Raw genomic sequence first — 16,591 nt, forward strand, 5'->3', positions numbered from 1 at the left:
GAAAGGGAACGTATGTCTTTACCGCCACTGTATGCGCTGCGCGCGTTTGAAGTTGCCGCACGGCTGAACTCCTTCAGTAAAGCGGCTGAAGTCCTGAATATCACGCCGGGAGCGGTCAGCAGGCATGTCCAGACGCTTGAAATGTGGTTCGACTGCGAGCTGTTTAAACGACAGGGGCCGAGAGTGGAGGTCAGCGACGCCGGGCGTATTCTGGCCGGTCAGCTTAGCGAGAGTTTCTCGAATATTGAGTGGGCCTGTCGCGCATTTAAAAGTGAAAACCACCTTCTGCGACTCAAAGCACCAAGCTCCCTGACGATGCGATGGCTTCTGAATGTGCTTAAATCTTTTCGCGAGAACCATGCGAAGCCGAAAATCGAAATTGCCAGCGTCTGGATGGACTTCGACACGGTTGACTTCAGCCGGGAACCTTACGATTGTGCGATCCTCCTCGGTAATGGCTATTTCGGCGAGTCAACAGAAAGCAGGCTGCTCTTCAGTGAATGGCTTATTCCGGTTTGTACCCCGTCTTTGCTGGAGTCTGCGCGGCATCAGCTTGCCCAGTGCGAGCTTATCCACCCCTCACCGGACCGACGAGACTGGCGACGCTGGCTTAAAAGGACGGGCTTATTCCCCGGACTCGACATGAGTGGCGGGATCGTGTTCGACACCCTGGAGCAGGGAAGCCTTGCGGCCATGCACGGACATGGTGTTGCTATAGCCGATCTTCGACTCACGCTTGAAGCCCTGAAAAGCGGGCTGCTCGCATTGCCCTTCAGGGAAGCCTTCGCAACCGGTGACGGCTACTATCTTGTCTGGCCCAAAAATTCGCTCAGAGGAGAGAGCATTGAACGGTTGCTGGCCTGGCTTAACCTTAATGCGCCTGTGGTGCCTTCTTTGGATATCGTCTGTCTTGATTTCAATGAAAAGCGGGTTTAATAAATAGCGGAATATTAATTGCGAGATATTCCGCATATTGAACGTGTTTATGCGTAGGGGATATTTGCCATCTTTTTATATCTATCCGGCAGGGCGCTGTTCAGGTTGAGTAATTTATCCAGTATATAAAGCGCAGGCGTTCCCTTTGCGCGTTCAGCGTCGATCAGCGCAGAGCGTAACAGATTGGCAGCCGATGTCATTTCACGGAAGTACTCCTCAGATTCAGCCGTCTGAACTTCGCCTGACGCGGCGTAATGCACCCTTGGCCAGTCCGCAAAGTCAAGCAGCGGAAGGATCCCGTCGTCTTTGGGTAAATGCGCAGAGAGCAACTCTTCAGCGTTACCCGGATTGCTTTGGGCGAAAGACAGAAGATGCAGTCGATGAATAAAGGGCGAAAGCATCTCAGCGCTATCGTTTTCTGACGAAAGTAACGTTATTAACGCATGAATATTTTCACCCGCGATGTTTTTTTCAGGTGAGATCATTTTCATTAGATGAAATAAAACATCGAGTGTCATACGTACTCCATATGCATGCAGGTGTATTTATTATTTGAGTTTCGCTCTCTGTTCCAGGTCAGGAAGAGACCGGGAATGAAGGGATGGTATTTCAATGAGATTACGTTTGAAAAACGAGAAATAGTGGGAATTAATGTGAGTTTTACTCAACATAGGTTTTATTATTCAATGAGATTCTCCAGATGTGATGATTAACTTACAATGATCAGCAGAATATCTGTCCGACAACCGTCTACAGAGGCGAGCAGACATGAGATTAGAGAGTGCGTCAGTTTTAGAAGAACTCCGGACCAGGCTAAGACCCGCATCGGTCGCGCAGGTCGGTGGGTTCCGGCCGCCTGAAGACCCCATTACGTCATGGTTTCTGAAGGGCGTTTCTCGCGCAGATGAAGGATTACCCACCTGGAAGGGCAAACCCATGTTTCCACTTCTTCAGATCAGGGTCGACGAGCTTCCTGTTATTCCTGACCAGTTGAAGGGCATAGCCCTTCTGGTGTTGTTTCACAATGTGGAACAACATCCCTTTGACGAACCGCACGGTGAAGGATGGTTAATTCGCGAGTATGCCAGCCTCGAAGGGCTTCAGCCATTGCCTGAATTGGACACGCCGTATCGGCCGTTTCCAGTTCAATGGCTGAGTGTCATTGACGATGCTCCTGGATGGGAAGATGCCTGGGATATTATTGATCTCTCTTGCGTAAATGATGATGAGCAGGCCAGTGAGAGTTTTTTTGAAGATTTCAATCGCTACAGGGGAACTAAGGTAGGGGGATTTCCGACTGAGATACAACACGGTGTGGGAATCGAAGAGTTTGTTTTTCAGGTTGGGTCAGAAGAAAAAGTAAACTGGATGTGGGCGGATAACGGTATCGGTTACTTTCACCGGTCATCAGAAGGGGAATGGCGGTTTTCATGTCAGTTCTACTGATGAGCTTCCTGCCGCGGGATCGACCACTCGCCCGGCAGTGATTTGTTTCACAAATCCCATCGCTCCTCGACCGTTCAGGATGGTATAACGTCCTGCGGCAACCGGGTTGCCGCAGACAGCCCACATAACTAAAGGCGTATATGAAACAGATTACTTTCAGTGACCTGCTGCAGCAAAGCGAGCAGGCGGCTAATTCCCCTCGCTTACGCGCGCATCGCAATTTACATCCTGAGCTTAGCGACCCGGTGCAGCGCCTGGCCATTGCAATGGAGCCCGGCACCTATGTTCGTCCCCATCGCCATCCGCACACCTTTGAACTGCTGACGGCGCTGAGCGGTCGCTTTCTGGTGCTGAACTTTGATGACAGCGGTAGCGTGACCCGGCGCGTCGTATTAGGCGAAGAGTGCAAGGTGCTGGAGATGGATGCCGGTACCTGGCATGCCGTGCTGTCGCTGGATAAAGGCGGCGTCATTTTTGAGGTTAAGCACGGGGGGTATCAGCCCGTGCCCGAGCACGATACCGCCCCATGGTCACCGGCAGAAAACGAGCCCGGCACCGGGAAGCTGATGAAATGGTACGCTCAGGCACAGGTGGGTGACGGTGGGTTTACCCTGTAATTATTCTCTTATGTGCCCGGCGCGCGGAAAGGCGAGCCGGGTAAAGAGATAAGCGATCACCTGAGTCAACTCACCGTACTAAAAAGCCAGTCACGAGCAGTCGACAGCGTCACAAACGGGCCTGACAGCGTGCTGTTGTGATGGGCGATAATATCGCTGGCGGATAAATAGTCATTATCCATTGTGGTATGCGCATCTGAAATCAATACCGTCCTGAAACCCAGCTCCGGTGCGGCCCGGCAGGTCGTATCGACACAAAACTCTGTTTTCATCCCGGCAATGACCAGCTGTTTGATGCCTCTCTGATTAAGTTCACGCAGCAATTCGGTATCACGAAAACAGCTGGGATAGCGCTTGATGAAAACAACGTCCTGCTCCTTCACGTCCAGTTCAGGTATCAGCTGTGATAACGGCCCATTCTCTGAGAGCGGGGAATCATCTGGTCCAATATGGCGGGCAAAAAAGACGGGCGCCTGAGCGTGTCGCGCGTTGGTGATTAACAGACGGATATTGGCCAGAACGGCATCGGCGGAACTGGGGGAAACTGGGCCCCGAAAGAGGCCCTGCTGCATGTCGATAATCAAGAGAGCATTGTCAGATGAAACCATTTTCTTTCTCCATTCAAAGGGTGGTGAACGGAGAGAGATTTCCCCGTCCTGGCCGGCGGGGAGTGAGGTTCTGTTTGTCAGTCGTTTGCTACAGATACGCTCGCACCGCCGAAGGTTCCGGTGGTGGTGAGGGTGGTTGTTGGCTGAACTGACTGATACATGCAATGACCTTTGTTTATTTCGCTGTTAGCGTAACTATCGCGTACAGTTATAGCGCTGGTGAGAGATTCTCTTCAATACACCAACATCAGTAGGTGCAACGTTAGCGTTGCGCCTGGCTGATATTATTTAATACTGTCGAGCCCTTTCAGGAAATCCTCAACCTGCTCGGGCGTCGCCGTGTCTGCCTGGTAAAGGATATCGAGCTTGACGTTCTTCAACCCGCAGAAGCCAAACACGCCTTCGATAATCTGCGTCTGAATCGCCGTCGAATAGCCGTGTTTATCAAATCCGGTGAGATCGCTACCGCCAGTGGCAATCAGGCGGACGGGAACATCCCTTAAGTTGCCCACAATCCGGCCGTCTTCGGCCACCTTATACGCCCAGTTCAGGGTTAACACGCGATCGAACCAGCCTTTCAACAGCGCGGGAACCGACCACCAGTACACCGGGAAGACGAATACCAGCATATCCGCGCGCTCGACGCGCTGCTGCTCGCGCAGAATATCGTCGGGGAGGGCGCTCGGATTGCCGTGATACAAATCGAGATCGGCGCGGGTCATCGCCGGATTAAACCCTTCAGCATGCAGATCGGCGATCTCAACCTGCGTACCTTCCTCGCGTAATTTTCCGGCAATACGGGCTGCCAGCGTATGGGATAACGAATTGTCGATCGGGTGTGCCGTCACGATCAGCGCGTTTTTAATGGCATGTGTTGCAGACATAGCGACCTCCAGATGGGGGAGAAGTAACGCCTATATTACTATTGGTAACTTAGTTGTCAATCCGCCCCCGGCGATCATTTTGTGCTATTCGCGTAGGTCTCCAGCACCCCGGTCATAGCGCCGCTGAGCGTATCTTCCGCCACGTTCCGGGCGAGCACGCCGTTGCCCGCCGCGGTGCTGAGCGCCTCCGCCGCGCCAATAATAGCCGTCAGTACCGCTTCCCCCTGAACGCCTTTTAAGACGATAAAAGGGGAAAGCGCGGTGCGCAGGCAGTCGGCACATTCGGCCACGCATGCTTCCCGAAACGTCTGCAGCGCGCGAGAACCGGACAGCGCCGCGGCGATTGGCCCGGTTTCAGGCCCGGCGGCAATTGCACAGTCGATATAGGCCGCGCTGAAAAAGCGGATCGTCTTCTCCAGCGTTTTGCTGTCGACCGCCAGCGTCTCGCGGAATTTCGCCAGCTGCCGATCGCTATAATCCTTGTACAGCGCCATCAGCAACCCTTCACGATCGCCAAAGTGGTCGTAGGGGATAGGTTTGGTCACGTTGGCCCGCTCGGCCAGGTAGCCAAGCGTCAGCGCCTCCGTGCCTTGCTGACGCACGATCCCTCGCGCAACCTCCAGCAGCTGCACGCGGCGATCCTCTTTTCTTAAGCGCTTAACAACCATACTTTCCTCAGAAGTGTTATCTACTCATGGTAGTTTACACGTTTTCAGCAACGTGCTGCACGCGTTGTTCCGCGGGGCGGATCCGAAACCAGATCGCATACATTGCGGGCAGGAAGATGAGCGTAATGATCGTCCCGCCCAGCGTTCCGCCGATCAGCGTCCAGGCCAGCGTGCCCCAGAATACCGAATGCGTCAGGGGAATGAACGCCAGCACGGCCGCCATGGCGGTCAGTAAGACCGGGCGTGCGCGCTGGACCGTCGCTTCAACCACCGCCTGGAACGGCTCGAGACCGTCCTTCTGGTTATGATCGATTTGACCGATCAGGATCAGCGTATTGCGCATCAGAATGCCGGAAAGGGCGATCAGACCGACCAGCGCGTTAATGCCAAACGGCTGATTAAATATCAGCAGGGTCGGCACGACGCCAATCAGCCCCAGCGGCGCGGTTAAGAACACCATCACCATCGCGGAGAGTGAGCGCACCTGCAAAATGATGATCAGCAGCGTTAGGGCAATCATGATCGGGAACAGCGGTAACATTGCCTGCGTCGCTTTGCCCGATTCCTCAATCGAACCCGCCATGTCAATACGGTACCCGGCCGGCAGCGCATCAACGATCGGCTGGAGCTGCTTCATGATGGCGACCGACACGTCCGGTGGCTGAAGATTGTCGGCAATATCGCCCCGCACGGTAATTGTCGGGGTGCGATCGCGACGGCGAAGGACCGGGTCTTCCATGCCGACCTCTATCTTGCCGATTTGAGACAGCGGCACGCGCTGTCCCGCATTGCCGACCAGGGTAAAGCCTTCGATTTTTGCCGGGTCAAGACGGATATCGCCCGCCGCGCGGGCAATGACGTCTACCGATCGAATATCTTCCCGCACGGAGGTGACTGGCACGCCTGAAAGCAGAAACTGAAGCTGATCGGCAACGGCGCTGGAGGTTAAGCCGGTCGCCTGCAGGCGGTTTTGATCGAGAGTGAAATGCAGGACGGGAACGCGTGACCCCCAGTCGGTGTTGACGGTTCGCATCATCGGGCTTGCCTGGAGCACGGCTTTCACCTTATCAGCGATGTCATGCACCTGTTCGACATCCGGGCCCGACACGCGCCAGGCAACCGGGAAGGGCGAGTAAGGGCCGAATACCAGCTGCGTCACCCGCACGCGGGCTTCGGGCACAAGACCGCTGGCGACGGCCTCCCTGAGCCTGAACTTGAGCGCCTCGCGTGACGTCTCGCTGTCCGTCAGGATCACGATTTTCGCAAAAGAGGGATCGGGCAGTTCAGGCGCCATTGCCAGATAAAAACGGGGCGACCCCTGACCAATATAGGCAGTGACGATTTTGGCTTCCGGCTGCTGGCCCAGCCACGCTTCTATTTTTGCGGTGGCGGTGCTGGTTTGCGCAATTGAGGTGCCGTAGGGCATCTGTACTTCAACCAGCACTTCCGGGCGATCGGAGGTCGGGAAAAACTGTTTTTTTACCAGCCCCATGCCGAGCACGGCCAGAATGAAAATGGCGACCACGGAGCCGGCCACGCGCCACTTTCTGGCGATAACGCGGCCAAGCAGCTGGCGAAAACGGTTATAGCGAGGCGTGTTATAGATGGCGGCATGGCCGCCTTCCACTTTGGGGATCGCCGGCAGGATCTTCACCCCAAGATAGGGCGTGAACACTACCGCGACAAACCACGATGCAATCAGGGCGAGGCCGACAATCCAGAACATATTGCTGGTGTATTCCCCGGCGGTCGACTGGGCAAACCCATTCGGCATAAAGCCAATGGCCGTCACCAGGGTTCCGGCCAGCATGGGCGCGGCGGTATGGCTCCAGGCGTAGGCTGAGGCTTTGATTCTGTCGTAACCTTCCTCCATCTTCACCACCATCATTTCGATGGCGATAATGGCATCATCAACCAGCAGGCCGAGGGCGAGTATCAGGGAGCCCAGCGTGACGCGGTCAAAGTTTATTCCCGCAGCCTCCATCACCACGAAGACGACCGCCAGCGTCAGCGGGACCGCCGCCGCAACGACTACCCCCACGCGCCAGCCCATGCTGACAAAACAAACCACCATGACCACAAGCAGTGCGACAAAGAATTTGATCATAAACTCATCGACCGACGAGCGAATATTGACGGACTGATCGGTGACTTTGGTCAGGGACATGCCAAGCGGCAGGCTATCATTAATTTTTGCCGTTTCCGCATCCAGCGCTTTACCCAGCGCCAGACCGTTCCAGCCTTCGCGCATTACGATGCCCAGCAGAAGGGCGGGTTCATGCTGATTGCGTATCAGCATCGTCGGGGGATCTTCGTAGCCACGTTCAACCGTTGCCACATCTGACAGCTTGAGGGTTTTGCCCTGAGCGACAAAAGGCGTATCGCGGATTTTCTGCAGTTCATCGAACGCGCCGTCAAGGCGGATAAAAATCTGCGCTCCTCGGGTCTCAATCGAACCCGCCGCGGTCAACGCGTTTTGGCTGTTGAGGGCATTGAAAATATCCTGGGGTGAGAGCCCTATCGTCGCCAGACGGTCGTGGGAGAAGGCGACATAAATCCGCTCGGCCTGTTCGCCGATAATGTTCACTTTCTTCACGCCGGGAACGTGCAGAAGCTGCTGGCGCAGGCCTTCGGCATCGCGTACCAGCTGCCGCTGCGGTTCGCCTTTTGCTTTCAGGGCAAAGAGAGCAAAGGTGACATCCGAGAATTCGTCATTGATCATCGGGCCGATGACGCCCGCCGGGAGACGCTGCGATTCATCTCCAAGCTTTTTACGCGCCTGATAGAACTCCTCCTGCACTTCGGCTGGCGGGGTCTTGTCCTGCAACGACAGCGTGATGAATGCCATGCCGGGACGGGTATAAGTTTCGGTACGGTCATACCACTTGAGTTCCTGCAGGCGCTTTTCCAGCGGCTCCGCGACCTGATCCTGGATCTCCTGCGCGGTCGCACCCGGCCAGACGGTTACCACCGTCATTTGCTTCACCGTGAAGGGCGGATCTTCCGCGCGCCCGAGCCCAAAGAAGGCGTAAATTCCGGCAATCGTGACCAGAACGATCAGAAACAGCGTGATGGAACGTTCGCGGACGGCCAGCGTGGACAGGTTGAAGCGGCTTCCGCTCATGGCGTGTTCTCCGCCAGGGCGTTATTGCGTTGTTTCGCGAGACTGACGACCTCACCTTCGTGCAGAAGATGTGCGCCTAGCGCAACAATCTTCTCACCGGGCTTCACGCCGCCCGTGACCAGCACGGCATCTTCACCCACGCTCAGCACCTTGACGGGCGTCCATGCGACCTTTGCGGGCTGGGCGGAAATGCGCCAGACGCCGGGACCTTTTCCTGCATCATAGAGTGAGGCCAGCGGGACCTGCATGATCTGACCTTCCGCTTTATTGTCCTGAATGTTCAGCGTGACGGTCGCCCCCAGCGGCGCGTTCGCCAGCAGGCCATCCAGCACGTAGCGGGCTTCATACGTGCGGGTCGCGGCATCGGCCGAGTCAGACAGCAGGCGAAGCGTTGCGGTGACCGGGTGTTTTTCATTGCCATAAAGCGTGGCCTGCGCTTCGCTGCCGACGGCAGGGCGCAATGTTTCCGGAAGCTGCACGAGCGCTTCACGCTGTCCCGCTCTGGCGAGCCTGATCGTCACCTGTCCGGCACTGACGACCAGACCCGGCTCGGCGAGCGTCTCCATGACCACGCCGTCTGAATCCGCCAGCAGGACGGCATATCCCGTGGCGTTTTGCGCCACGTTGGCCTGCGCGCGGGCGGCGCTGAGATCGGCCCTGGCCGTATCGGCTGCCGCTTTGATCTGATCATACTCCGAGGCAGAAACGGCGCCGGACGCCACAAGTCCGCGATAGCGCGCCTCATCGCTGGAGGCTTTTCGCGCGCGCGCCTGAGCCGCATCCACCGCACGCTGCTGCGCCTGTGCCTGTAATTTCAGGTCAACCGGATCCAGGCGCAGCAAGGGCTGACCCTGTTTGACGGTCTGGCCCGTATCAACCAGTCGCTCAAGGATTTTGCCCTGAACTCTGAAACCTAAATCGCTTTGCGTTCTTGCGACCACCACGCCCGTGAAGGCGCGGGCGCTATTGTTCGCAAGCTCGACGGATGCGGATCGGACAAGCGGTGGCTTTGTACGCGGATCGTCACTTGCGGAAATATCGCCGCATGCCACCAGGGCAAACGGCATGAGACAAACGGCAACGCGGGCTGAAGTGAGCCTGAGCATGGGAAACCTTTTCGACGTAACAGGACGGTTTCCGCATTCTCTGACTGGTGACCAAAAATGTCAATGGTCACAAGTTAGGGGGCAAGGCTTCTTAAAATGAGTGAAGAGAGAAGCACCGCCGCGGTGGGAGCCATTTCGAGATTGTATTGCAGCTGAACGGGATTAATAAAAGGACACATCACCATGTGGATAGCCTGAGTGACCTCATCCAGCGGCGTTTTTCTTTCAAACTCTCCGGCCTGCCTGCCTTCGATAATGATGCTCTCAATCAGCTTCATCAGACTTTCTGCATACCGCTCTGTCGACGGCCACTGCTCGCGCGCGGCGACGGCGGCGATGTCGTAAAGCTTACGATCGTGGAAAAACAGCTCGCTTCCGGCCTCGGTGAGCGCCTTGAAAAGACGGCGGAGTTTTTCGCTTGCTGACGGCGCATCCTCAATGGCGGAAAGCACTGCCGCCATGATCAGCTCCAGGCGGTTAGCGCAGATCACTTCGCCAATAGCCTGTTTGGAATCGAAGAACTTATAAATGTAGGATTTTGAAAAACCAATGGATTTAGCCAGTTCGGCGACGGTGGTTTTTTCATAGCCGTAGTGACCGAAGTGCTCAAAGGCCGCTTCGACGATTTGCTCTCTGACAGAATGGTCAAGTGGACCACGTATTGATGGGGCGTTCATAGTTTTAGTCATTATGTAAGCTTAGCGTGACGGGCCATGGTTGGCAACGAGTGACCATTTTGTATTTTGGTTACAGTTGTGCTGCCTTACGCCGTAAAGACGGGACAATCGGCTAGGTGGAGTAAGTGTATCACTGTTTTTTACGTTAATGTTTTTTAAGCCAGTCGAGAAAAAACTGGCTAAACGCCGTTACCTGAAGCGGCTGCAGTTTGCGCTGGGGGTAAACAAGCTGCAGCCCGACATCTTTGCGATCGTATCGGCTAAACCCGGTGAAGCTGTCGGCAAACAGCACCGTGAGCCTTCCGGTTTCAACGTCGTCTTTGACGTCCCACCACGATTTCCCCGCGATGCCAGCTCCGCTGAGCGCCCACTGACGAAGCAATGCTCCGTCGTCGCACACCATGGCGGGCTCAACGCGAACAATGCTTTCCTCACCATTAGTTTCAAAGCGCCATTCATTCATCACCACGCCCTGCGATTCCAGCGCCAGGCACCGGTGCCGGGCTAAATCGGCAAACGTGGCGGGGACGCCGTGGTCGTTAAGATACGCCCCGGAGGCAACCAGCACCCGACGGTTCGGGCGGATGTTTCTGACAACAAGACTGCTGTCCGGCAGGTTGCCAAAACGCACGCTCATATCCAGCCGGTTAGCGACCAGATCCTCAACGTGTTCTCTTAACGAAATGAAAAATTTAACGTCAGGATGGCGCCGGGAAAAATCAATGACGGCGGGGCTAAGATACTGTCTGCCAAAATCCGAGGGCGCGGAAAGGCGAATATTGCCGCTGAGCACGCCCTCTTTTTGCGTCAGTAACGACTCGGCATGATGCATCTCTTCCAGCACGCGCAGCGCGGCATGGTAAAACTCTTCCCCGGCGCGGGTCAGGGTGAGGGATCGCGTTGAGCGGTGAAACAGGCGCGTCTGGTAACGCTCCTCAATCGCCTTCAGCCTGGCCGTCATGGTAGCGGGGGAAAGCGACAGGCGTCGTCCGGCGGCGGAAAGACTTCCGGCCTCGGCAACTTCCACCAGTAAGGCCATGTCTTCGAGTTTGCCCATTATTCATATTTTCCGAAAAGTGCATCTACTTTTAGCGTAATTATCAAAATCAGATGCCGGCTGTAAAGTGATTTTATCCAAACCATAAGGGTTAAAATCATGCAACGTACCTCACTTTTTGAACGCTACAGGCTGGGTTCGCTGGACCTGAAAAATCGTATCGTCATGGCGCCGATGACCCGCGCGCGCTCCCTTCAGCCGGGAAATATCCCCTCCGCGCTGATGGCAGAGTATTACCGGCAGCGTGCCAGCGCGGGATTAATCATCACGGAAGCCACGCAGATTTCGCCTCAGGGCCAGGGATACTCATGGACACCCGGCATCCATTCGCCTGAACAGGTTTCGGGATGGCAACTCACGACGGGCGCCGTGCATCAGGCGGGCGGAGTGATTTTTTCGCAGCTCTGGCACGTCGGGCGAATGTCGCACGCCAGTTTTCACCAGGATGGTCAGCCCGTCGCCCCGTCAGCACTGGCGCCAGACGCGCAGGTGTGGGTGGTGAATGAGCATGGGGAAGGCCAGATGGTTGACTGCCCGCAGCCGAGAACACTCTCGCGCAAGGATATTCACAGCATCATCGCGGACTATCGTCAGGCGGCACTGAATGCCGTCCAGGCCGGTTTTGATGGCGTAGAAGTTCATGGCGGAAACGGGTATCTGATAGACCAGTTCCTGCGTCAAACCTCCAACAAACGCACGGATGAGTACGGCGGTACGCTGGTGAACCGCATCCGTTTTGCCCAGGAGGTGTTAAGCGCCATTGCCGAGGCCATTGGTCACGAGCGCACGGGCATCCGCCTTTCCCCATTTATTACCCAGCGCGGGATGAACGACCCGCAGGTTTCGGAGGCCATACTTGCGCTTGCGGCCTGGTGTGAACAAAAAGATATTGCATTCATCCACCTGGCGGAAGCCGACTGGGATGATGCCCCTCAGGTACCCGAGCGTTTCCGTCAGTCCCTTCGCGAGACCTTTAGCGGAACTCTTATCGTCGCGGGTAACTATGACCTTGATAAAGCTGAAAAGATCCTTGCTGCCGGCTATGCCGATTTGATTGCCTTCGGCCGACCGTTTATTGCCAACCCCGATTTGCCCCACCGGCTGGCAAACCAGCTGCCTCTTGCCCAGGTGCGCGACCCCGCCACGCTGTTTGGCGGTACCGGCACGGGATATACCGATTACCCAACGTACGCTCTACAGGAGGAAACATTATGACCCGTAAAACTTTAATTATCGGCGGCGCTTCCGGCATCGGTTTCGCCGTGGGCAGCCTGCTTGCCGGGCGCGGTGAGGAGATTATTCTTGCCGGACGCGACAGCGCAAAACTGGACGCCGCGCGACAGCGGCTGAGCGCCCACGCCGCGTCCGTTCACAACCTCGTGCTGGACATCAGCCGTGAGGAAGAGCTTGTTGCGCTCGGTGAAACGCTGGGCGAGGTCAATAATATTGTCGTCACGGCGGGTTCACAGGCGCCGGGCGGGTTGCTTTCCGGACTGGATCTCCGTGCGGCAAGGCAGGCCTTTGATACAAAATTCTGGGGAAGCCTCAATGTCGCCCGCTATCTCAGCGGGAATATTGCCCCCCGCGGTACGTTGACGTTCACCAGCGGTTTCGTGGCGCGCCGCACCGTGGCGGGCGCCATCGTAAAAACAACGATGAATGCCGCCATTGAGGCTGCGACAAAAGTGCTGGCGAAAGAGCTTTCACCGCTGCGCGTCAACGTCGTCAGTCCGGGGCTGACCGACACGGAAGCGTATGCGGGGATGGACGCCGCCGCGCGGGAAAAAATGCTCGCCGGCGCGGCGGAAACCCTGCCAGCCAAGGCCTGGGGAAGGGCGGAGGACATCGCGCAGGGGTATCTTTTCGCCATTGATAATCCCTTTGTGACGGGATCGATTATTGATATTGAGGGCGGGGCGTTAATTAACTGACCCTCATTAAATTGGTCCGCAGGTCTTCGTCTGCGGGCGACGTAATACTCTATTGAGAAACAACATGAAATATACGACGTGTTTTTGTCCCGCTATCGCGGCGCTTATTTTTGCCGGTCTGTCGGGCAATGCTATTTCCTCGCAGGGGGAATGGCTGCAGCCGAAACAGCTTATTGTGGACAACAGTCTGTCACAGGCACAATTAAAGGCGAATGAAGCTGCTGCCAGAAAATATGCCACGTTCTGGAACACCGGTAATGAAACTCTGGCGCGTGATGCCCTGGCAGTAAACTTTATTGATAAAACGCCCCCGGAAGGACGTAAGCAAGGTCCCGAGGGCGCTATTCTAGCTTCCAGGGCGTTTCGGACAGCCGTGCCTGATTTGCGTTGTGACGTTGAGCAAATGATTATTTCAGGCGATCGCGTGGTTTCGCATCTACATTTTCACGGCACCTTCACCGGGACATTCGGCAAGCTGAAAGGACAGGGGCAGAAAATAGATTTTATCGCCACCGATATTTATGAAGTCGCTGACGGTAAGATTGCGGCAAACTGGCACATTGAGGACAACCTGACGCTGATGAAACAGCTCGGCGCGCTGTAAAGTCACCACTCCGGGGCGGCCCGGAGTGATGCGAAAATCCTATAAGCCAAGATCGCTCAGCGAAGGGTGATCGTCCGGGCGTCTGCCCAGCGGCCAGTGGAACAGCCGCTCGGATTCTTTTATCGGCATATCGTTTACGCAGGCAAAGCGGCGCTTCATCAGGCCGTCCGGCTCAAACTCCCAGTTTTCATTGCCGTAAGAGCGGAACCAGTTGCCGGAATCATCATGCCATTCATAGGCATAGCGCACCGCGATCCGGTTATCCGTGAATGCCCAGAGCTCTTTAATCAGACGATACTCCAGCTCTTTTTTCCATTTCCGCTCCAGAAACGCCTGGGCTTCTTCACGGTTGGTGGCGAACTCTGCGCGGTTACGCCATTGGGTGTCCAGCGTATAGGCAAGCGCGACTTTCGCCGGATCGCGGCTGTTCCAGCCATCTTCTGCCAGCCTGACTTTTTCGATGGCGCTTTCACGAGTGAAGGGCGGTAAAGGAGGGCGTGTGTTCATGGCGATTACCTCAGTGTGATTTATGTAGACAGGTCTGTCTACTTGCGGTAATCTATGCCTGAAAAATAACGCTGTCAACACTCTTTTTGAGGCTGTCGAAAAAATGAAAATCGAACCCGCAAGTAATGAGACAAAAATCAGCGTCAGAGATAAAATATTACTCACGGCGCACGATCTTTTTTATTCCACTGGATTCAGGGCGACGGGGGTGGACACGCTGATTAAAGCGTCGAAAGTGACTAAGGTGACGTTTTATCGCCATTTTCCGAGTAAGAGCTTGCTTATTCTCGCCTATTTACACTATCGACATGAAATATGGATTAACTGGTTTGAGGCCACGCTTCGTCGACATCTCGTGGACGGCCAAACGCCTGCGGACGCTCTATCGGCTACCCTTTATGAATGGTTTATTTCGCCCGAGTTCCACGGCTGCGCGTTTATTAACGCCAGCGCGGAAGCCAAATCCGAAGAGATTGAAAGCGAAATAAAAGAGATTTGCCGCGATCATAAAATCGAAACAAAGAAGATTATTGCGTTGCTGACGAAGATTGCTGATGAGCGCGTCGTCAATGAAATCATGTTGCTCATTGACGGCGCAATTATTCATGCGCAAATGGGCATGGATACAGAAACGATAATAAATGCGTTAAAAAGGGTCTTAGCGGAACTGACCGGCCAGTGAGATTCCGGTGCTTAATCAACTCTTGCACCAAGTCGATTAAGCATCCGCGTTACACTGTTGGAATGGTGCCGCCATCAATCACAAATTCAGTACCTGTGATACTCGCAGCATGCGATGAAGCGAGGAAGACGATGAGGTTGGCAACCTCAATCGGGCGGGCAGGGCGTCCGAGCGGTATTCCACCTAACGCCTTCATAATGATCTGTTTGCCACCTTCGTAGTCTGTTCCTGCCTGCTTTGCCAGTCTCTCCGCAAGTGCCACCGCCGCTTCAGTTTCGATCCAGCCGGGGGCAACGCGCACCACCCGAACACCTTTCGGCGAGACTTCCTTTGAAAGACTTTTACTGTAGGTTGAGAGGGCTGCCTTAGCCGCCGCATAACCCGTTGTTGAATCCGGTAAAGGCAGTTCGCGCTGGATAGACGTCACGTGAATAATCACCCCATTTCCCTGCTCAAGCATTCCGGGAAGCAGGGCGCGATCTAAGCGTACTGCAGGTAACAAATTAAGATTGAGCTCCTGCTGCCACTCGTCTTCGCCAAGTGCAGCAAAACCGCCACCGGGTGAGGTTGAACCGCCTGCAACATGGATAATTACGTCGACACCTCCCATCTGTTCCTGCACTGCGGATGCGACTGAGGCACATCCAGCGACCGTAGTAAGATCAGCGGCTACGAAAGTATCCGCGATATTTACGTCTGGATCGTGGCGCGCCGTGGTAAATACCGTTGCACCGAGTTGTTTTAAAAGTCCGACGACTGCTTTGCCGAGCCCTTTCGTGCCAGCGGTAACAAGCACGCGCTTGCCTTTAAAATCAATATCTAATGACATGGACTTTCGCTCCCATTATTTACAGTACAGGTATATTCAACATAGACTGAGTAATTGACAAGTACGTACGAAAAAGTGAGTTACTAAATTATGAGTAAGTTATATAGTCCGGAATCTGCCGCAAGCGGCGTGGAGCAAGTATTACGGTTGCTGGAAGGGCGCTGGAAATTAATTATTCTTTTTCATCTTTTCGACGGAAAAGTGCAGCGCTATTCTGATTTCGAAAAACTGATCCCCGGTATTTCCCAAAAGATGCTGGCGCAGCAACTTCGACAACTCGAGTCCGACGGTATCGTTTCGCGGATGGTTTACCCTCAAGTGCCACCGAAAGTAGAGTATCGCCTCACCGATTGGGGGCAGGCATTATGCCCGGCGCTTGATGCCATGCTGAAATGGGCAGAAAAACGTGAGGCTTACGCAAGCCTGTAAGCCTGGCGGTCAGCACGCTTCAATGGAATAGCGTTATCCGTAACCCATTTGTGCAAAGGAAACGAAAAAATGAGAACACAGAAACGATGCCTTGGCTGCGTAGCTATTGTGGTTGATGACTACGATCGCGCCATTGAGTACTACACCGACAAGCTGGGGTTTACCCTCGTAGAGGATACGCCCCAACCGGGAAAACGCTGGGTAGTCGTCTCACCCAACCCGGAAAGCGACTGCACTATCCTGCTGGCTCGTGCCTCTAACGAGAGGCAGGAAGGTTTTATCGGTAATCAAAGCGGCGGCAGAGTTTTCCTGTTCCTTCAGACGGATGATTTTTGGCGCGATTACCATGCCATGAAGGCAAAAGGCGTTCATTTCTGCGAAGAACCTCGTGAGGAAGAGTACGGTACGGTGGTGGTGTTTGAAGATATTTACGGCAACCGCTGGGATCTTTATCAGACTGCGCAACCGTGAATACCACCGCAAATG

19 protein-coding genes are annotated in these 16,591 nt (G+C 55.0%); 9 read left to right on the forward strand and 10 right to left on the reverse strand.

Annotated elements, in window-relative coordinates; all coding sequences use genetic code 11:
• The first annotated feature begins 12 nt into the window (after nt 1-12).
• Nucleotides 13-936, forward strand: a complete 924-nt coding sequence (locus F0319_RS10195) for a LysR substrate-binding domain-containing protein (protein WP_149366829.1) — start codon at nt 13-15, stop codon at nt 934-936.
• A gap of 47 nt (nt 937-983) precedes the next feature.
• Here F0319_RS10195 and F0319_RS10200 read toward each other — a convergent pair whose 3' ends face one another.
• Nucleotides 984-1,454 (reverse strand): hypothetical protein, encoded by a 471-nt coding sequence (locus F0319_RS10200; RefSeq protein WP_149366830.1) that lies wholly within the window; start codon nt 1,452-1,454, stop codon nt 984-986.
• A gap of 250 nt (nt 1,455-1,704) precedes the next feature.
• On the opposite strand from F0319_RS10200, the gene F0319_RS10205 reads away from it, so the two are divergent.
• Together F0319_RS10205 and F0319_RS10210 are read left to right on the forward strand one after the other, a co-directional pair.
• Nucleotides 1,705-2,382, forward strand: a complete 678-nt coding sequence (locus F0319_RS10205) for a DUF1963 domain-containing protein (RefSeq protein ID WP_149366831.1) — start codon at nt 1,705-1,707, stop codon at nt 2,380-2,382.
• A 140-nt stretch (nt 2,383-2,522) separates the two neighbouring features.
• Entirely contained in the window at nt 2,523-2,999 is a 477-nt protein-coding gene (locus F0319_RS10210) for a WbuC family cupin fold metalloprotein (RefSeq protein WP_149366832.1), read from the forward strand.
• Nucleotides 3,000-3,064: 65 nt separating this feature from the next.
• On the opposite strand, the gene F0319_RS10215 is transcribed toward F0319_RS10210, so the two are convergent.
• From F0319_RS10215 to F0319_RS10245, 7 genes are all read right to left on the reverse strand, one after another.
• On the reverse strand, nt 3,065-3,607 hold the full coding sequence (locus F0319_RS10215) for a cysteine hydrolase family protein (protein ID WP_149366833.1): 543 nt from the start codon (nt 3,605-3,607) through the stop codon (nt 3,065-3,067).
• Between the two features lie 284 nt (nt 3,608-3,891).
• Nucleotides 3,892-4,491 (reverse strand): NAD(P)H-dependent oxidoreductase, encoded by a 600-nt coding sequence (locus F0319_RS10220; RefSeq protein WP_149366834.1) that lies wholly within the window; start codon nt 4,489-4,491, stop codon nt 3,892-3,894.
• A 74-nt stretch (nt 4,492-4,565) separates the two neighbouring features.
• Nucleotides 4,566-5,159: a TetR/AcrR family transcriptional regulator gene (locus tag F0319_RS10225; RefSeq protein WP_111964699.1), complete on the reverse strand. Its 594-nt coding sequence runs from the start codon at nt 5,157-5,159 to the stop codon at nt 4,566-4,568.
• Between the two features lie 34 nt (nt 5,160-5,193).
• A complete protein-coding gene (locus F0319_RS10230) occupies nt 5,194-8,283 on the reverse strand; it encodes an efflux RND transporter permease subunit (protein ID WP_149366835.1) in 3,090 nt (1,029 codons plus the stop codon).
• Nucleotides 8,280-9,389: an efflux RND transporter periplasmic adaptor subunit gene (locus F0319_RS10235; protein WP_149366836.1), complete on the reverse strand. Its 1,110-nt coding sequence runs from the start codon at nt 9,387-9,389 to the stop codon at nt 8,280-8,282. Before F0319_RS10235 ends, F0319_RS10230 begins: the two co-directional genes overlap by 4 nt.
• 74 nt (nt 9,390-9,463) lie before the next feature.
• A complete protein-coding gene (locus tag F0319_RS10240) occupies nt 9,464-10,078 on the reverse strand; it encodes a TetR/AcrR family transcriptional regulator (RefSeq protein ID WP_115874978.1) in 615 nt (204 codons plus the stop codon).
• Between the two features lie 133 nt (nt 10,079-10,211).
• Nucleotides 10,212-11,123, reverse strand: a complete 912-nt coding sequence (locus F0319_RS10245; RefSeq protein ID WP_115874979.1) for a LysR family transcriptional regulator — start codon at nt 11,121-11,123, stop codon at nt 10,212-10,214.
• Between the two features lie 99 nt (nt 11,124-11,222).
• Between F0319_RS10245 and F0319_RS10250 the strand changes: the two genes are divergently transcribed.
• The 3 genes from F0319_RS10250 to F0319_RS10260 all read left to right on the forward strand — a co-directional run bounded on the left by F0319_RS10250 (nt 11,223) and on the right by F0319_RS10260 (nt 13,658).
• The gene (locus F0319_RS10250) at nt 11,223-12,338 is read left to right on the forward strand and encodes an alkene reductase (RefSeq protein WP_149366837.1); all 1,116 of its coding nucleotides are present in this window, start codon (nt 11,223-11,225) and stop codon (nt 12,336-12,338) included.
• Entirely contained in the window at nt 12,335-13,054 is a 720-nt protein-coding gene (locus F0319_RS10255) for an SDR family oxidoreductase (protein WP_149366838.1), read from the forward strand. Before F0319_RS10250 ends, F0319_RS10255 begins: the two co-directional genes overlap by 4 nt.
• A gap of 64 nt (nt 13,055-13,118) precedes the next feature.
• Nucleotides 13,119-13,658, forward strand: a complete 540-nt coding sequence (locus F0319_RS10260) for an ester cyclase (protein WP_149367126.1) — start codon at nt 13,119-13,121, stop codon at nt 13,656-13,658.
• Between the two features lie 39 nt (nt 13,659-13,697).
• Here F0319_RS10260 and F0319_RS10265 read toward each other — a convergent pair whose 3' ends face one another.
• Nucleotides 13,698-14,165, reverse strand: a complete 468-nt coding sequence (locus F0319_RS10265) for a nuclear transport factor 2 family protein (protein ID WP_111964691.1) — start codon at nt 14,163-14,165, stop codon at nt 13,698-13,700.
• 103 nt (nt 14,166-14,268) lie between these two features.
• On the opposite strand from F0319_RS10265, the gene F0319_RS10270 reads away from it, so the two are divergent.
• On the forward strand, nt 14,269-14,847 hold the full coding sequence (locus F0319_RS10270) for a TetR/AcrR family transcriptional regulator (RefSeq protein WP_149366839.1): 579 nt from the start codon (nt 14,269-14,271) through the stop codon (nt 14,845-14,847).
• A gap of 49 nt (nt 14,848-14,896) precedes the next feature.
• Here the strand turns inward: F0319_RS10270 and F0319_RS10275 are convergent, their stop codons facing one another.
• Entirely contained in the window at nt 14,897-15,676 is a 780-nt protein-coding gene (locus tag F0319_RS10275) for an SDR family oxidoreductase (RefSeq protein WP_049121983.1), read from the reverse strand.
• Between the two features lie 90 nt (nt 15,677-15,766).
• On the opposite strand from F0319_RS10275, the gene F0319_RS10280 reads away from it, so the two are divergent.
• Both F0319_RS10280 and F0319_RS10285 read left to right on the forward strand, forming a co-directional pair.
• On the forward strand, nt 15,767-16,105 hold the full coding sequence (locus F0319_RS10280) for a winged helix-turn-helix transcriptional regulator (RefSeq protein WP_115874985.1): 339 nt from the start codon (nt 15,767-15,769) through the stop codon (nt 16,103-16,105).
• 69 nt (nt 16,106-16,174) lie between these two features.
• A complete protein-coding gene (locus F0319_RS10285; RefSeq protein WP_149366840.1) occupies nt 16,175-16,576 on the forward strand; it encodes a VOC family protein in 402 nt (133 codons plus the stop codon).
• Nucleotides 16,577-16,591 lie beyond the last annotated feature (15 nt).

The sequence above is a fragment of the Enterobacter vonholyi genome (genome assembly GCF_008364555.1).
In the GTDB taxonomy this organism is placed as follows: domain Bacteria; phylum Pseudomonadota; class Gammaproteobacteria; order Enterobacterales; family Enterobacteriaceae; genus Enterobacter; species Enterobacter vonholyi.

Coding starts and splice junctions, on each gene's coding strand:
- F0319_RS10270 (WP_149366839.1), top strand. CDS start 14,269: ATGAAAATCGAACCCGCAAGTAATGAGACAAAAATCAGCGTCAGAGAT.
- F0319_RS10280 (WP_115874985.1), top strand. CDS start 15,767: ATGAGTAAGTTATATAGTCCGGAATCTGCCGCAAGCGGCGTGGAGCAA.
- F0319_RS10285 (WP_149366840.1), top strand. CDS start 16,175: ATGAGAACACAGAAACGATGCCTTGGCTGCGTAGCTATTGTGGTTGAT.
- F0319_RS10195 (WP_149366829.1), top strand. CDS start 13: ATGTCTTTACCGCCACTGTATGCGCTGCGCGCGTTTGAAGTTGCCGCA.
- F0319_RS10260 (WP_149367126.1), top strand. CDS start 13,119: ATGAAATATACGACGTGTTTTTGTCCCGCTATCGCGGCGCTTATTTTT.
- F0319_RS10215 (WP_149366833.1), bottom strand. CDS start 3,607: ATGGTTTCATCTGACAATGCTCTCTTGATTATCGACATGCAGCAGGGC.
- F0319_RS10275 (WP_049121983.1), bottom strand. CDS start 15,676: ATGTCATTAGATATTGATTTTAAAGGCAAGCGCGTGCTTGTTACCGCT.
- F0319_RS10220 (WP_149366834.1), bottom strand. CDS start 4,491: ATGTCTGCAACACATGCCATTAAAAACGCGCTGATCGTGACGGCACAC.
- F0319_RS10210 (WP_149366832.1), top strand. CDS start 2,523: ATGAAACAGATTACTTTCAGTGACCTGCTGCAGCAAAGCGAGCAGGCG.
- F0319_RS10230 (WP_149366835.1), bottom strand. CDS start 8,283: ATGAGCGGAAGCCGCTTCAACCTGTCCACGCTGGCCGTCCGCGAACGT.
- F0319_RS10235 (WP_149366836.1), bottom strand. CDS start 9,389: ATGCTCAGGCTCACTTCAGCCCGCGTTGCCGTTTGTCTCATGCCGTTT.
- F0319_RS10250 (WP_149366837.1), top strand. CDS start 11,223: ATGCAACGTACCTCACTTTTTGAACGCTACAGGCTGGGTTCGCTGGAC.
- F0319_RS10265 (WP_111964691.1), bottom strand. CDS start 14,165: ATGAACACACGCCCTCCTTTACCGCCCTTCACTCGTGAAAGCGCCATC.
- F0319_RS10205 (WP_149366831.1), top strand. CDS start 1,705: ATGAGATTAGAGAGTGCGTCAGTTTTAGAAGAACTCCGGACCAGGCTA.
- F0319_RS10240 (WP_115874978.1), bottom strand. CDS start 10,078: ATGACTAAAACTATGAACGCCCCATCAATACGTGGTCCACTTGACCAT.
- F0319_RS10245 (WP_115874979.1), bottom strand. CDS start 11,123: ATGGGCAAACTCGAAGACATGGCCTTACTGGTGGAAGTTGCCGAGGCC.
- F0319_RS10225 (WP_111964699.1), bottom strand. CDS start 5,159: ATGGTTGTTAAGCGCTTAAGAAAAGAGGATCGCCGCGTGCAGCTGCTG.
- F0319_RS10255 (WP_149366838.1), top strand. CDS start 12,335: ATGACCCGTAAAACTTTAATTATCGGCGGCGCTTCCGGCATCGGTTTC.
- F0319_RS10200 (WP_149366830.1), bottom strand. CDS start 1,454: ATGACACTCGATGTTTTATTTCATCTAATGAAAATGATCTCACCTGAA.